The organism is Streptomyces sp. NPDC003300, assembly GCF_040610915.1.
Taxonomy (GTDB): Bacteria; Actinomycetota; Actinomycetes; order Streptomycetales; family Streptomycetaceae; genus Actinacidiphila.
This window is the reverse complement of record NZ_JBEXNE010000008.1, coordinates 128,206-143,361: the sequence shown is the minus strand read 5'-3', so window position 1 is coordinate 143,361 and position 15,156 is coordinate 128,206. Positions and strand designations below refer to the sequence as shown.

The window sequence follows — 15,156 nt, the reverse complement described above, 5'->3', positions numbered from 1 at the left end:
GGGGCCGCGATCGTGCCGACGTGCCGGAGCAGCGCTCCGGCCGTGCGAAACTGGTCTAGACAACTGGAACGACCCGAAGGGCAGCACCATGGTTGAGCGCCGTGTCAACGTCGGCTGGGCGGAGGGCCTGCACGCCCGCCCCGCGTCCATCTTCGTCCGCGCGGCCATGGCCGCGGGCGTCCCCGTGACGATCGCGAAGGCCGACGGCGGCCCGGTCAACGCCGCGTCCATGCTGGCGGTGCTCAGCCTCGGCGCGCAGGGCGGCGAGGAGATCGTGCTCGCCTCGGAGGCCGACGGCGCCGACGCCGCGCTCGACCGGCTGGCGAAGCTCGTCGCCGAGGGCCTGGAAGAGCTCCCCGAGACCGTCTGAGACGCGGCGGGGCGCGCCCGCCCTCCCCGGCCGCGCTTTCGCGCGACCGGGCCTTGGGGCGGTGCGCCCTGCCGCGCGAAGCGCCCTTCGCGTGGCCGGAACACGTCCGGGGATCTTTGTCCCGCCACCGGACAGCGGAATTCAGCGGGGCCGGACAATCCACCCGGATTGCACCGGCCCCGCTTTATTGCATTTACGGGTGCCGCAATTCTACGCACTTGTATACGGTGCGATTGTTAATGGCGGCGGCGCACCGCGTTTACGGGATGTTTCAGAATCCTCACCGCGGCGCTCCGCTCCACGTGCCCCGCGGCCAGTTTGCGGGCCCGCTCGGCGTCACCGCGCGCCACCGCGTCCACGAGCGCCGCGTGCTCCTCCCACGACTCCACCGCGCGCGTGGGCACGTCGTCGCCGTACACCCAGGCGATCTTGTGGCGCAGCTGCGTGAGCAGCGCGGCCAGCGTGGGACTGCCCGACGCCTGCGCCAGCGTCTCGTGGAACCAGCCGCCGAGCGACGGCAGGTCGGACAACTGGCCCTGGACCGCGCGCTCCTGACCTAGGCGTACGAGCCCCCGCAGCACCTTCAGATGCGCGTCGGTACGGCGCTGGGCGGCGCGCGCGGCGCCCAGCGGCTCCAACAGGCCGCGCAGTTCCAGAAGGTCGGCCGCCTCCTGCTCGGTGGGCTCGGCCACCGACGCGCCGGCGTGCCTGCGGGTGCGGACGAAGCCCTCGGACTCCAAGGTGCGCAGCGCCTCGCGGACCGGCACGCGCGACACCCCGTACCGCTGCGCGAGCAGTTCCTCCGTCAGCCGGCCGCCCGGCGGGAAGAAACCGCTGACAATGTCGTCGCGGATGGCCGTACACACCACCTGGGCGGAGATACGCCGCCCCGTGCCGTCCGTCCCGTTCACATCCGATTCCGCATCGCAGGACCCCATTCTTTCCGCACATTCTGCGGTAACCCTATTCCAGCACACCAGGGATTCCGATCACAGTCCCGAATATGGAACTTCTTTTGGCGCGCGGGACCGATGCGGGACGGGTACGGGACGGGTGCGGGACGGACGAAGGCCCCGGCGGGGGGAGCCGGGGCCTTCGTGCTGAGGGGGGTGGTGCGGTGGTTCCAGGGGGCGGTGGCGGAACCCCTGCGGGGTCCTGGGGTCAGACCGAGACGCCGTGCTTGCGCAGGTAGGCGATGGGGTCGACGTCGGAGCCGTAGTCGGGTCCGGTACGGGCCTCGAAGTGCAGGTGGGGCCCGGTGACGTTGCCGGTCGCGCCGGACAGGGCGATCTGCTGGCCGGGCGTGACGCTCTGACCGACCGAGACCTGGATCGAGGACAGGTGGCCGTACTGGGTGTACATCCCGTCGGACATCCGGATCACGATGTTGTTGCCGTACGAGCCGCCCCAGCCGGCCTCGACCACGGTGCCGGAGCCGACCGCGTGCACGGTGGTGCCGCTGGCCGCGTGGAAGTCGATGCCGGTGTGGTAGCCGGAGGACCACAGGCCGCTGGAGGAGTGGTAGGCGGTGGAGACGTAGGAGCTGTCGACCGGCAGGACGAAGGAGCCGAGACGCTTGCGCTCGGCGGCGGCGCGGTCGGCGCGGGCCTTGGCCTCGCGGGCGGCCCGGACCTTGGCCGCGGCCTCCGCCTTGGCCTTCGCGGCTGCCGCGTCGGCCTTGGCCTTGGCCGCCTTGGCGCGGGCGGCGGCCTCGGCCTGCTTGCGGTCGGCCTCCGCCGTGGCCTTCGCGGCCTCGGCGGCCTTGCGCTGGGCCTCCGCCTGCGCGGCCAGGGAGTCGGCGAGCGAGCCGGTCACATCGGCGGTACGGGCGAAGACGGTGTTCGCGACGGCGTCGTGCGCGCTCTCGGCGTGGGCCGTGGCGGTCATCGAGGTGGCCCCGAACGCTCCGGTCGCGGTGAGCACCGCGACTCCGGCGAGCGTGCCGCCACCGCGGACGGTGCGTGCGGCGCCGCGACGGGGACGGCGGTGCTTCCCGCTGGGCGCGGGCAGAACGGTGAACGCCATGAAGAGGCGTCGCTCCTTTCCTTCCTTCTCGCCTACCGGGTTAGCTGACGGGTTCGGAGCAGGAAGGTCTCCTACGGGTCCGGCCGCCGCTCGGCGGTCGGTCCCGATTCACCCCAGGGACTGCTCCCTCGTGAGAGGGCTGGGTCCCCGGCTCCCCTGACGGGGACTCGGCGATGTGTGCCCGCGTGCCGCCGGACGCGGCTGCTGCTGACGGGCAACGAGCGAAGACGCTAACCGCGGTTTCGCCCATCCGCCAAACAGATCAGCTGATTTGTTGCGTACGCCACACTTCGCTGACACTCCCCCGCAAGCCCTCCCCAAATCCCGCACGGCGCTCGAAAACGCCCGCGCGGCGCTCCAAAACGCCCGCGCGGCGGTCGAAAACGCCCGGAACCCCGGCGCCGCAGGGGGCTGCCGGGGTTCCGGGGACGGGTGGCGCGAGCGGTGCCGACCGCTCGCGCCGGGTGGCGCGTGACCCGCGTGACGCGGGTCCGACCGTCCGGTACTACGTGATGATGTTCACCGGTCCGATGCCCAACTCGCCCACCGGCCCGGCGATGACGGACGCGTCCCCGACCAGGACCACCACGAGCCGGTCGAGCGGGAAGGCGTTGACGACCGCGGCGGTCGCCTCCACCGTGCCCGTGGCCGCCAGCCGCGCGTAGAGCTCGGCCTGGTAGTCGTCCGGGAGCTGCTGCTCGACCTGGTCGGTCAGCGTGGCCGCGACGGCCGCCGACGTCTCGTAGCGCAGCGGCGCCACACCGACCAGATTCTGTACGGCGACGTCCCGCTCCTCGTCGGTCAGGCCGCCCTCGCCGAGCGTCCTGATGACCTGCCAGGTGTCGGCGAGCGCGGGCCCGGTGACCTCGGTGGCCACCGAGCCGCTGATGCCCAGCAGCGCGGCGCCCGTACCGTCGGCGGAGCCGAGCAGCACCTGTCCGAAGGCGCGTACGCCGTAGGTGTAGCCCTTCTCCTCGCGCAGCACGCGGTCCAGGCGGGAGGTCAGGGTGCCGCCCAGGCAGTAGGTGCCGATCACGCGGGCCGCCCACACCGGGTCGTGCCGGTCGGCGCCGGTACGGCCGATGAGGAGCTGGGTCTGCACCGCGCCCGGCCGGTCCACGATGACCACGCGCGCGGTGTCGTCCGAGGTGATCGCCGGGCGCGGGCGGGGCTTGGCGGCCGAGCCGCTCCAGCCGCCCAGGGTGTCGTCGAGCAGCCGCGGCAGGTCGATGCCGGTGAGGTCGCCGACCACCACGGCGGTCGCGGTGGACGGGCGGACATGGGCCCGGTAGAAGGCGCGTACGGCCGCCGCGTCGATCCTGCGGACGGTCTCCTCGGTGCCCTGGCGCGGCCGGGAGCAGCGCAGCTCCGGTGCGAACAGCTCCTTGGACAGCGCCATCGCGGCCCTGCGGGCGGGGTTGGCCAGCTCGTGCGGGATCTCGTCGAGCCGGTTGGCGACCAGCCGCTTGATCTCGTCCTCGGGGAAGGCCGGGGTCAGCAGCGCCTCCGCGAGCAGGGCGAGCGCCTTGTCGAGCCGGGAGGCGGGCACTTCGAGGGAGACCCGCACACCGGGGTGGTCGGCGTGCGCGTCCAGCGTGGCGCCGCAGCGCTCCAGCTCGGCCGCGAACTCCTCGGCGGTGTGCTGCTCCGTGCCCTCCGACAGCGCCCTGGCCATGATGGTGCCGACGCCGTCCAGACCCTCGGGCTCGGCGTCCAGCGGCGCGTCGAGCAGCACCTCGACGGCGACGACCTGCTGTCCCGGGCGGTGGCTGGTCAGCACCGTCAGACCGTTGCCCAGGGTGCCGCGGTCGGGGGCGGGGAACGCCCACGGCCGGGGCTCCCCGGCCTGCGGCTGCGGGTGGAACGTCATGACGGCCGCGGTCTCGCTCACAGCTCGCCCTCCTGCTCGGTGGCTTCGTCGGTCGCTTCGTCAGTGGCGTCGTCGGTGGCGTCCTCCGCCACGTCGCCGCCGGTGGGCTCGTAGACGAGGACCGCGCGGTTGTCGGGGCGCAGCCGCGCGGCGGCCACGGCCCGCACCTGCTCGGGGGTGACGGCCAGCACCCGCTGGACGGCGGTGAGGGCGAGCTGCGGGTCGCCGAACAGCACCGCGTAACGGCACAGTTCGTCGGCCCGGCCGCCCACGGTGGCGAGCCGGTCGAGCCACTCGCGCTCGATCTGCGCCTGGGCGCGCTCCATCTCCTCGGGGCTGGGGCCCTCCTGGGCGAAGCGGGCCAGCTCCTCGTCCACCGCGGCCTCGATGGTGCTCAGTTCGACCCCGCTGGACGCCTTGATGTCCAGCCAGCCGAGCGACGGCGCGCCCGCGAGGCGCAGCAGGCCGAAGCCCGCGGCGACGGCGCTGCGGTCGCGCCGTACCAGCCGGTTGTGCAGCCGGGACGACTCGCCGCCGCCGAGCATGGTCAGCGCCAGGTCGGCCGCGTCGCCGTCGGCGGTGCCGTCCTCCGGCAGCCGGTAGGCCGCCATCAGCGCGCGCGAGGGCACGTCCTCCTCGATCACCTCGCGGAGCTGGCCGCCCATCACCTCGGGCAGCGAGCCGTCGCGCGGTGCGGGCTTGCCGTCGTGGGCCGGGATACTGCCGAAGTACTTCTCGACCCACGCCAGCGTCTGCTCGGGGTCGATGTCGCCGACCACGGCCAGCACCGCGTTGCCGGGCGCGTAGTACGTACGGAAGAACGCCTGCGCGTCCTCCAGCGACGCCGCGTCCAGGTCGGCCATCGAGCCGATCGGCGTGTGGTGGTACGGGTGCCCCTCGGGGTAGGCCAGGGCGGTCAGCCGCTCGAAGGCCGTGCCGTAGGGGACGTTGTCGTACCGCTGGCGGCGCTCGTTCTTCACCACGTCGCGCTGGTTGTCCAGGCTCTCCAGGTCGAGCGCGGTGAGCAGGCTGCCCATCCGGTCGGCCTCCAGCCACAGGGCCAGTTCGACCTGGTGGGCGGGCATGGTCTCGAAGTAATTGGTGCGCTCGAAGCTGGTGGTGCCGTTCAGCGAGCCGCCCGCGCCCTGCACCAGTTCGAAGTGCCCGTTGCCCTTGACGCTGGCGGAGCCCTGGAACATCAGGTGCTCGAAGAGGTGGGCGAGGCCGGTACGGCCCTTGACCTCGTGGCGGGAACCGACGTCGTACCAGAGGCAGACGGCCGCGACCGGAGTGAGGTGGTCCTCGGAGAGCACCACCCGCAGGCCGTTCGCCAGGCGGTGCTCGGTGGCTGTCAGGCCGCTGGAGTGTGCCTCCGGCGTGGCCGTGTGACCCATGGGCAAGCTGTCCTTCCGGTCGCTGCTGCGTGACTGCGTAGAGTGCTGCCACTCTAGGCAAGGGAGCCGACCGTCCGCGAAGTTCCCGGTCACGCCGTGGGTGAACGTGCCCGCCGCGTCGTGGGTGAACGTGCCGTCCACGGCACGCTCGTACCGGGTGGTGGTCCGCGATGTCGGTAGTGCGGTCCACAATGGTCGGCGTCCCACCCGAGCCTTGTGCCCGTCCGACCGCTCGACTGATCGCTCGTCCGTTCGTCCGACCGTTCGGCTGATCGCCCGTCCGATCGTCCGACCGGCCACCGCCCGACCGCCCGACCGATCGCCTGTCCGCCCGTCCAGATGAAGGAGCAGCCGCCGAGATGGCCCGCCGCACCGCGAAGACCCCGCCGCCCGACGATTTCGAGGAGCGCATCCTCGACATCGACGTCGTGGACGAGATGCAGGCCTCCTACCTCGAGTACGCCTACTCGGTGATCTACTCGCGGGCGCTTCCCGACGCCCGTGACGGGATGAAGCCGGTACACCGCCGCATCGTCTACCAGATGAACGAGATGGGGCTGCGGCCCGACCGCGGCTTCGTCAAGTGTGCCCGCGTGGTCGGCGAGGTGATGGGCAAGCTTCACCCGCACGGGGACGCGTCGATCTACGACGCCATGGTGCGGATGGCCCAGCCGTTCTCGCAGCGGCTCCCGCTGGTCGACGGACACGGCAACTTCGGCTCGCTGGACGACCTGCCCGCGGCGATGCGTTACACCGAGGCCCGGATGTCCGGCCCGGCCCAGCTCATGGTGGAGTCGATCGACGAGGACACCGTCGACTTCGCCCCCAACTACGACGGCCAGGAGCAGGAGCCCGCGGTCCTGCCGTCGGCGTACCCCAACCTGCTGGTCAACGGCGCCTCCGGGATCGCCGTCGGCATGGCCACCAACATGCCGCCGCACAATCTGGGCGAGGTCATCGCCGCCGCGCGCCACCTCATCAGGCACCCGAACGCCGACCTCGACACACTGATGCGCTTCGTGCCCGGCCCCGACCTGCCGACCGGCGGCCGGATCATCGGACTGACCGGCATCCGGGACGCGTACGAGTCGGGCCGGGGCACCTTCAAGATCCGCGCGACGGTCGCGGTGGACGACGTGACGCCGCGCCGCAAGGGCCTGGTCGTCACCGAACTGCCCTTCACGGTCGGCCCGGAGAAGGTGATCGCGAAGATCAAGGACATGGTCAACGCGAAGAAGCTCCAGGGCATCGCGGACGTCAAGGACCTCACCGACCGCGAGCACGGCCTGCGGCTGGTCATCGAGATCAAGAACGGCTTCAACCCCGAGGCCGTCCTGGAGCAGCTCTACAAGCTGACGCCGATGGAGGACTCCTTCGGCATCAACAACGTGTGCCTGGTGGACGGGCAGCCGCTCACCCTGGGCCTGCGCGAACTGCTCCAGGTGTACGTCGACCACCGCTTCGAGGTCGTCCGCCGCCGCAGCGAATTCCGCCGCACCAAGCGCCGCGACCGGCTGCACCTGGTGGACGGTCTGCTGGTGGCCCTCATCGACATCGACGAGGTCATCGCGATCATCCGGGCCAGCGACAACTCGTCGGCGGCCAAGGAAAGCCTGATGGAGCGCTTCGGGCTCTCCGAGATCCAGACGCAGTACATCCTGGACACCCCGCTGCGCCGCCTCACCCGCTTCGACCGGATCGAGCTGGAGTCCGAGCGCGACCGGCTGAACGCGGAGATCGCCGAGCTGACCCGGATCCTCGACTCGGACGCGGAGCTGCGCAAGCTGGTCTCGGCCGAACTGGCCGCGGTCGCCAAGCAGTACGGCACCGAGCGCCGTACGGTCCTGCTGGAGTCGGCGGGCGCGCCGCTGTCCTCGGTGCCGCTCGAAGTGGCCGACGACCCGTGCCGCGTGCTGCTCTCCTCGACCGGGCTGCTGGCCCGTACGACCAACGGCGAGGACTTCAGCGACGGCGGTGCCAAGCGCGCCAAGCACGATGTGATCGTCTCGGCGGTGCCGACCACGGCGCGCGCCGACATCGGCGCGGTGACGTCCGCCGGGCGGCTGCTGCGGCTGACCGTGATCGACCTGCCGATGCTGCCGGACACGGCCGGGGCGCCGTCGCTGGCGGGCGGCGCCGCGCTGTCGGAGTTCCTCACCCTGGAGGACGGCGAGCGGGTGCTGTGCCTGACCACGCTCGACGAGTCCTCGCCCGGCCTCGCGCTCGGCACCGAACAGGGCGTCGTCAAGCGCGTCGTGCCCGACTACCCGTCGAACAAGGACGACTTGGAGGTCATCGGCCTCAAGGACGGTGACCGGGTGGTCGGCGCGATGGAGCTGCGCACCGGCGAGGAGGACCTGGTCTTCATCACCGATGACGCGCAACTGCTGCGCTACCCGGCCGCGCAGGTACGCCCGCAGGGGCGGCCCGCGGGCGGCATGGCGGGCGTCAAGCTCGCCGACGGCGCCAAGGTGATCTCCTTCACCGCCGTCGATCCCGCCGTGGACGCGGTGGTGTTCACCGTCGCGCGCGCCGAGGGCACGCTGGACGACACGACCGAGGGCACCGCGAAGCTGACGCCGTTCGAGCAGTATCCGCGCAAGGGGCGCGCCACCGGCGGTGTGCGCTGCCAGCGGTTCCTGCGCGGCGAGGTCGGTCTCGCGCTGGCCTGGGCGGGTCCCGCGCCCGCCCGCGCCGCCACGCCCACCGGCACGCCCGCCGAGCTGCCGCCGAAGGACCCGCGCCGCGACGGCTCGGGTGTGCCGCTGGTCAAGCCGGTCGCGGTGGTGGCGGGACCGGTGTAGCGCCGGGCCGTACGCGGGCCGGTCGCACGGGCGCGTGCGGCTTGTCGTACAGGGTGTCGTACGGCCGGTCGTACAGGCTGTCGTACGGGTCGCTGGATACGGGCGCGGTGGCGGGGGCCGCCGCGCCCCGGGATTCGGGGGCCGCCGGGAGGCAATAGGCTCAGCCGGGTGAGCACCTGCACCAGCGCCTCGGCGTCCCTCGCCGAACCGGTGGCCGCCACCGCGGCCACCGCACGGACGTGGCTGCTGATCGAGCAGCCGGGCCCGTGGGGGGCGAAGGCGCTGGGGGCGAGCCGGCTGGACCCGGCGACCGGCCGCGAACTGGAACGGCTCGCCGACGGCACCGGCACCCGCGTCGCCCTGATCCGCCGCCCCGGCAGACACGCCGACCTGCACCTTCCGCGTCGGCGCCGGGTCTACCTCGCGCACACCGCGCCGGGCGCCTCCTGGGTCCGTACCGCCGAGGTCGCCGACCCGGCGGAGCTGACCGCGCTGGACTTCACCGCGCTGGGCGCGGGCGCGCACAACGGATTCGGCGACGCGTACGACGGCGCGCCCCTCGCCCTGGTGTGCACCAACGGCAAGCGGGACCGCTGCTGCGCGGTGCGCGGCCGGCCGCTCGCCGCGGAGCTGACCGCCTCGGGCGGCAGCGAGGTCTGGGAGGTCACCCACCTCGGCGGACACCGTTTCGCGCCGACCATGCTCGTCCTGCCCTACGGCTACACGTACGGCCGGGTGGACGCGCACCACGCGAAGGACGTACTGGAGGCGGCGCGCTCCGGGCGAATGGTGCTGGACGGCTGCCGGGGCCGCTCGGCGTGGGACCGTCCCGGACAGGCGGCGGATCTGGCCGTACGGGAGCTGACGGGTGAGGACCGTACGGCGGCCGTGGTCGTGGAGGCCGTGGAGCGTACGGCCCCGGCGCCTTCGGGCGACGGCGACGGCGCCTGGGCGGTGCGGGTGGCGCACGTCGACGGGCGGGTCTGGGAGGTGACGGTGACGCAGGTCGCGTCGCTGCCGCCGCGCCCGGAGAGCTGCGGCGCGGCCCTCGGCACACCCGCCCGGATGGAGGTCACGGGGATCGAGCGGGTGGCCGGGGGCCGCGCGTCGTAGGGCTCTTCGCCGGGCGCTCATGGCGAGGCGCTGCGTGAGCAGGCGCTACCTGAGCAGGCGCTGCGTGAGCAGGCGCTAGATGACCGGGCCCTACTTGACGTTCTTGACGAACTCCGTGGTGTAGGTCTTCTCCAGGTCGACCTTCTTGCCCTTGAGGTTCGGGTTGAAGGACTTCAGGACCGCCTCCACGGTGGCCGGGCCGTCCGGGGGCATCACGCCGTCGGTGGTGAACATCGGCAGCGTGGCCTTGATGGAGTCGGCGTACAGCTTGGCGCCGCCCTGCGCGTAGTCGGAGGGCATCTTCGCGGCGATCTCCTCGGGGGTGTGCGTGGACATCCACTTGAGGGTCTTCACGAAGGCGTTGGCCAGCTTCTGCACGGTCTCCTTGTGGCCGTTCACCCAGTCGGTGTTCATGTAGAGGCTGGAGGACGGGTAGAGGCCGCCGAGCGCCTCCCGCGAGCCCTCGGGCGTGCGCATGTCGTACAACACCTTGCCGATGCCCTTGTCGAGGATCTGCGCGACGGTCGGGTCGGTGGTCATACCGGCCTGGATGGAGCCCTGTTGGAGGGCGGCGATGAAGGTCTGGCCAGCGCCGACGGTGACGGGCGTGAAGTCGCTGACCTTGAGGCCGTTGTGCACCGCGAGGTACTTGGTGAGGAAGTCGGTGGACGAGCCGAGGCCGGTCACACCGAGCTTCTTGCCCTTGAAGTCCTTGGCGGAGGTGATGTCGCCCGCGGCCTTGGTGGAGACCACCTCGACCTCACCGGGTGCCTGTGCGAACTGCACGACGGACTCGATCATCTTGTTCTTGGTCTGGAGGTCGAGGGTGTGGTCGTAGAAGCCGACGGCGCCCTGCACGTCGCCGGAGACCAGCGCCGTGGTGGCCTGCACACCGGCCGGTTCGCTCAGCAGCGTCACGTCGAGGCCCTCGGCCTGGAAGAAGCCGAGTCTCTGAGTGAGCATGGCGGGCATGTAGATGACCTTGTCCAGGCCGCCGACCATGATCTTGACCTTCTCGGCGTTCTTGGCCGCCGGGGCCGTGGAGCCCGCGTCCCCGGTGGAATCCGAGCCGGAGCCGGAGCCGGACGCGGCGTCGTTGGCACAGGCGGTGAGTGTGGTGAGGGCGAGGGCTCCGGCGAGGGCGAATGCCGGGAGCTTGGCGTACTGGCGCATGGTCACGTCCTTGTGAGAGCGGAGGGTGGGCGCGCGGGGGGGGCGCGGGATTTCGGGGAGGGCGACCGCGGCTCAGCGTTCGGCGCCGGGCTGGGCGGGCTTCCAGCGGAAGAGCCGCTTCTCCAGGTAGGTCAGCAGGCCCTCGGCGATGAGGGCGACGACGGCGAGGATCACCATGGCCGCGTAGACACCGGCGGCGTTGAAGGTGCCCTGCGAGGCGGAGACCAGCAGGCCGATGCCCTTGGTCGCGCCGATGTACTCGCCGACGATCGCGCCGATCAGCGCGAAGCCGAAGCTGACGTGCAGGCTGGTGAAGATCCACGACGTGGCGGCCGGGATCACCACCTGGAGGGTGACGCGGCGGTTGCTCGCGCCGAGGACGCGGGCGTTGGCGACCAGATTGCGGTCGACCTCGCGGGCGCCCTGGAAGGCGTTGAAGAACACCGGGAAGAAGACCAGGACGACGGCGGAGGCCACCTTGGAGGCCGGGCCGAGGCCGAACCAGATGAGGAAGATCGGCGCCAGCACGATGCGCGGCATCGCGTTGAGCACCTTCACGTACGGGCCGAAGACGTCCGAGAGGAAGGGGATCCGGCCGAGCGCGATGCCCAGCACCACACCGCCGGCGACGCCGATGACCCAGCCGTACAGCGCCTCGTAGAGCGTGTACCAGATCTGCTCGCCCAGGGGGCCCTGCGGTGTGCCGTGCATCGTCCACTGCCGGATCTGGTCCCAGATCTTGGACGGCATGGAGAAGTTGAACGGGTCGATGACCCCGGTGCGGGCCGACCACTCCCACAGGCCGAGCACGAGGACGAGGACAGCGAGGCGGCTGGCGTACACCAGGAGGGTGCGGTTGCGGACGGCGCGGGCGCGGGCCTCGGTGCGCTGGGTGCCGGCGCCGGGCCCGGCCGGGACGGCGTCCTCGGGGGTGGCCCCGGTCCGGGGGGCGGCCGGGGCTGCGGACTCAGGCGGCATGTCCGACGCTCCTCTCGCGGGTGATGCGGACCTCTTCGCCCAGCGACGACCAGATCTCGCGGTAGATCTCCACGAAGCGCGGCTGGAGCCTGACCTCCTCGACCTTGCGGGGCCGCGGCAGGTCGATCGTGAAGACCTCCTTGACGGTGGCGGGCCCCGCGGTCATCACGACGACCTTGTCGGCCAGTGCGATGGACTCCTCCAGGTCGTGGGTGACGAACACCACCGAGGACCCGGTACCGGACCACAGCTCCAGGAGTTCGTCGGACATCAGGGCCCTGGTCTGCACGTCGAGCGCGGAGAACGGCTCGTCCATCAGCAGGATGTCGGGGTCGTTGACGAAGGTCGCGGCGAGCGCGACGCGCTTGCGCTGGCCGCCGGAGAGCTGGTGCGGATAGCGGTCCTCGAAGGCGGTCAGGCCCACGCGGGCCAGCCAGTCGCGGGCCCGCTCCTTGGCCTCGGCCTTGCCGACACCGCGGAAGCGCGGCCCGGCCATGACGTTGGACAGCACGGTCCGCCAGGGGAAGACGGCGTCCTGCTGGAAGACGAAGCCGACGCCGGGGTTGATGCCGTTCACGGCCTCTCCCGAGACCAGCACCTCGCCTTCCGTGGGCTCCTCCAGGCCGCTGACCAGGGTCAGCGTCGTCGATTTGCCGCAGCCGGTCGGTCCGACGACCGCGACGAACTCACCGCGTTCCACGGTCAGATCCAGGTCTCTCACGGCGGTGTGCAAGGCGCCGGACGGGGTTCTGAACGCCTTGCTCGCCCCCCGCAGCTCGATGGCGGGGCTCGTTTCGCTGCTCATGGCGGTGGAGGCTAGGAGCGACCACCGCGGCGGCGGCAGTCTTGTGGGCGCAAGGAGCCTTCTGCGCGCAAGCCGGTCTTCTGCTCGTTTTGCTCGCCCGCGCACAACGAAAGCGAAACGGAGTCTGCCCATCCGGCTCCGCGGGGTTTACCTTGCGTTGACGACAGGGCTGTCGACGTACGCGTGGGGTGGGGACGCGGGTCGGCCGCCGCGACTGTCGGCGGACCGGTTGGAATGCGGAGGAGCCCCACGATGCGGATCGGATGGCCGCGCCGTGTCTCGGCGCAGGTCCTGTTGGTGCAACTGGCGATCACGGCGGGCGTCACGGCGCTCGCCACCGGGCTCTTCCTGGCGCCGCTCAGCCACCAGCTCGACGAAGAGGCGATGCACAGGGCGCTGGCCATCGCGGAGACCGTGGCCGTCGATCCCGAGGTCGCGCGGGCCGTGGTCTCGTCCCGGCCGACGCCGGACGGCCCGGTGCAGGCGGAGGCGGAACGGGTCAGGATCGCCACGAAGGCCCTCTACATCGTGGTGATGGACACCCACGGCATCCGGTGGTCGCACACCGACCCCAAGCGGATCGGCGAACCCGTCTCGACCGATCCCAGCGTGGCGCTGGCCGGTGACGAGATCATGCAGATCGACCGCGGCACGCTGGGGCGCAGCACCCGCGGCAAGGTGCCGCTGTACGACTCCTCCCACCGGATCGTGGGCGCGGTGTCCGTGGGCATCAGGTACGACGGCATCCTCAACCGGGCGATCGGCCTGGTGCCGGGTCTGCTGATGTACGCGGGCGCGGCGCTGGGCGTGGGTGTGCTGGCGGCGGTGTGGGGTTCGCGGCGGTTGCAGCGGGCGACGCACGGGCTGGCCTTCGCCGACATATCGGCGCTGCTCGACGAGCGGGAGGCGATGCTGCACGGCGTCCGCGAGGGTGTGGTCGCACTGGACCGGCAGGGGCGGGTGCGGCTGGTCAACGACGAGGCTCAGCGGCTGCTCGGGCTCGACGGCGCCGGTGACGGCGCGGCCACCGGGCGGCCGCTGGACGAGCTGCTGCCGCCTGGCCGTACGACGGACGTGCTGGCGGGGCGGGTCGAGGGCGCGGATCTGCTGACGGTCAGCGGCGGCCGGGTACTGGTCGCCAACCGGATGCCGACCGGTGACGGCGGGGCCGTGGTGACGCTGCGGGACCGTACGGAACTGGAGCTGCTCGGCCGCGAACTGGACTCCACCCACGGGCTGCTGGACGCGCTGCGCGCCCAGGACCACGAGCACGCCAACCGGCTGCACACCGTGCTGGGCCTGCTGGAACTGGGCCTGCACGAGGAGGCGGTGGGCTATGTCGCGGAGGTCGCCGACACCCATCGGGCGTCGGCCGAGGTGATCGCGGACCGGGTGCACGATCCGCTGGTGTCGGCGCTGCTGGTCGGCAAGGCCGCCATCGCGGCGGAGCGCGGGGTGTCGCTGCGGGTCGCGCAGAGCACGCTGCTGCCCGACCGGGTGGTGGACCCGCGCGATCTGGTGACGGTGCTGGGCAATCTCATCGACAACGCGCTGGACGCCGCCGCCGGGCACCGCGTGTCCCCGGCGATGTCCGCCGCGCCTTTCGTGGAGGTCGAACTGCGCGCCGAGGACGACACGACCCTGCTGCTGCGGGTGTCGGACACGGGTCCGGGAGTGCCGCCGGAGGCGCGCGAACTGATCTTCACCGAGGGCTGGTCGACGAAGGAACGTCCGCCGCACCGGGGGCGCGGTCTGGGCCTCGCGCTGGTGCGCAGGCTCGCCGAGCGGTACGGGGGTCTGGCGCGGGTGACGGCGCGGGCGGGCGGTGGCGCGGTGTTCACGGTGGTGCTGCCCGAGGCGCTGGCCGAAGGAGTGCTGGCCGGTGGGGCGCTGGCCGGAGGAGTGCTTTCCGCGGCTGGGGAGGCGGCGCGATGATCGACGTACTGGTGGTGGACGACGACTTCCGGGTGGCGGAGATCAACTCGGCCTATGTGGGCAAGGTGCCGGGCTTCCGGGTGGCCGGGCGGGCCCACACCGCGGCGCACGCGCTGTCGGTGCTGGAGCGCACCCGGATCGACCTGGTGCTGCTCGACCACTATCTGCCGGACGAGACGGGTCTGACGCTGGTCCGCCGGATGCGGCAGCACGGGCACCACGCGGACGTGATCATGGTGACGGCGGCGCGTGATGTCGCCACCGTGCAGGCGGCGATGCGGCTCGGCGCGTTGCAGTACCTGGTGAAGCCGTTCAGCTTCGCCGGTCTGCGGGCCAAGCTGGACGGTTACGCGGCGCTGCGCCGCACCCTGGAGGGGGTGGGCGGGCGCGGCGAGGCCGGGCAGGAGCAGGTCGACCGGATCTTCGGCGCCCTGCGTACGGCGGGCGCGTCCTCGGCCGAACTGCCCAAGGGGCACTCCGCGCCGACCGCCGACCTGATCCGCCGCGTCCTGCACGAGGCGGGCCGCCCGCTGTCCGCCCACGAGGTCGCCGAACGCGCCGGGCTCAGCCGCTCCACCGCCCAGCGCTACCTGAAGTACCTGGAGCAGGCGGGGCGGTTGAGCCTCACCCTCAAATACGGCGACACGGGCCGTCCCGAACACCGCTACGCCTGGGCCGCCACCGGCTGA

Annotated in this window: 12 protein-coding genes and 1 riboswitch; of the genes, 5 read left to right on the top strand and 7 right to left on the bottom strand. The window is 72.1% G+C overall.

Annotated elements, in window-relative coordinates; genetic code table 11:
- The first annotated feature begins 88 nt into the window (after positions 1–88).
- Complete coding sequence (locus ABZX65_RS14655) at positions 89–370, top strand: HPr family phosphocarrier protein (RefSeq protein ID WP_355338395.1); 282 nt, start codon at positions 89–91, stop codon at positions 368–370.
- Between the two features lie 236 nt (positions 371–606).
- Here the strand turns inward: ABZX65_RS14655 and ABZX65_RS14650 are convergent, their stop codons facing one another.
- The 4 genes from ABZX65_RS14650 to ABZX65_RS14635 all read right to left on the bottom strand — a co-directional run bounded on the left by ABZX65_RS14650 (position 607) and on the right by ABZX65_RS14635 (position 5,659).
- Positions 607–1,308, bottom strand: a complete 702-nt coding sequence (locus ABZX65_RS14650) for a GntR family transcriptional regulator (protein ID WP_355338392.1) — start codon at positions 1,306–1,308, stop codon at positions 607–609.
- 223 nt (positions 1,309–1,531) lie between these two features.
- Positions 1,532–2,395, bottom strand: a complete 864-nt coding sequence (locus ABZX65_RS14645) for a M23 family metallopeptidase (RefSeq protein WP_355338389.1) — start codon at positions 2,393–2,395, stop codon at positions 1,532–1,534.
- Between the two features lie 15 nt (positions 2,396–2,410).
- Positions 2,411–2,578: riboswitch (cyclic di-AMP (ydaO/yuaA leader) on the bottom strand.
- 322 nt (positions 2,579–2,900) lie between these two features.
- Complete coding sequence (locus ABZX65_RS14640) at positions 2,901–4,286, bottom strand: pitrilysin family protein (protein ID WP_355338387.1); 1,386 nt, start codon at positions 4,284–4,286, stop codon at positions 2,901–2,903.
- Positions 4,283–5,659 carry a pitrilysin family protein gene (locus ABZX65_RS14635; protein ID WP_355338384.1) on the bottom strand — a complete coding sequence of 459 codons (1,377 nt, stop codon included), beginning with the start codon at positions 5,657–5,659 and terminating at the stop codon, positions 4,283–4,285. The genes ABZX65_RS14640 and ABZX65_RS14635 overlap by 4 nt, the downstream gene beginning before the upstream one ends.
- 359 nt (positions 5,660–6,018) lie before the next feature.
- Between ABZX65_RS14635 and ABZX65_RS14630 the strand changes: the two genes are divergently transcribed.
- Together ABZX65_RS14630 and ABZX65_RS14625 are read left to right on the top strand one after the other, a co-directional pair.
- Positions 6,019–8,463, top strand: coding sequence for a DNA topoisomerase IV subunit A (locus ABZX65_RS14630; protein ID WP_355338381.1), 2,445 nt, complete (start codon positions 6,019–6,021; stop codon positions 8,461–8,463).
- Positions 8,464–8,631: 168 nt separating this feature from the next.
- A complete protein-coding gene (locus ABZX65_RS14625; RefSeq protein WP_355338378.1) occupies positions 8,632–9,576 on the top strand; it encodes a sucrase ferredoxin in 945 nt (314 codons plus the stop codon).
- Positions 9,577–9,666: 90 nt separating this feature from the next.
- Here ABZX65_RS14625 and ABZX65_RS14620 read toward each other — a convergent pair whose 3' ends face one another.
- From ABZX65_RS14620 to ABZX65_RS14610, 3 genes are all read right to left on the bottom strand, one after another.
- Entirely contained in the window at positions 9,667–10,749 is a 1,083-nt protein-coding gene (locus tag ABZX65_RS14620; protein WP_355338375.1) for an ABC transporter substrate-binding protein, read from the bottom strand.
- Positions 10,750–10,821: 72 nt separating this feature from the next.
- Entirely contained in the window at positions 10,822–11,727 is a 906-nt protein-coding gene (locus tag ABZX65_RS14615; protein ID WP_355338373.1) for an ABC transporter permease, read from the bottom strand.
- Positions 11,717–12,532 (bottom strand): ABC transporter ATP-binding protein, encoded by an 816-nt coding sequence (locus tag ABZX65_RS14610; protein WP_355338370.1) that lies wholly within the window; start codon positions 12,530–12,532, stop codon positions 11,717–11,719. The genes ABZX65_RS14615 and ABZX65_RS14610 overlap by 11 nt, the downstream gene beginning before the upstream one ends.
- Positions 12,533–12,784: 252 nt before the next feature.
- On the opposite strand from ABZX65_RS14610, the gene ABZX65_RS14605 reads away from it, so the two are divergent.
- Both ABZX65_RS14605 and ABZX65_RS14600 read left to right on the top strand, forming a co-directional pair.
- Complete coding sequence (locus ABZX65_RS14605) at positions 12,785–14,467, top strand: sensor histidine kinase (protein ID WP_355338367.1); 1,683 nt, start codon at positions 12,785–12,787, stop codon at positions 14,465–14,467.
- Positions 14,464–15,156, top strand: a complete 693-nt coding sequence (locus ABZX65_RS14600) for a response regulator (protein ID WP_355338364.1) — start codon at positions 14,464–14,466, stop codon at positions 15,154–15,156. The genes ABZX65_RS14605 and ABZX65_RS14600 overlap by 4 nt, the downstream gene beginning before the upstream one ends.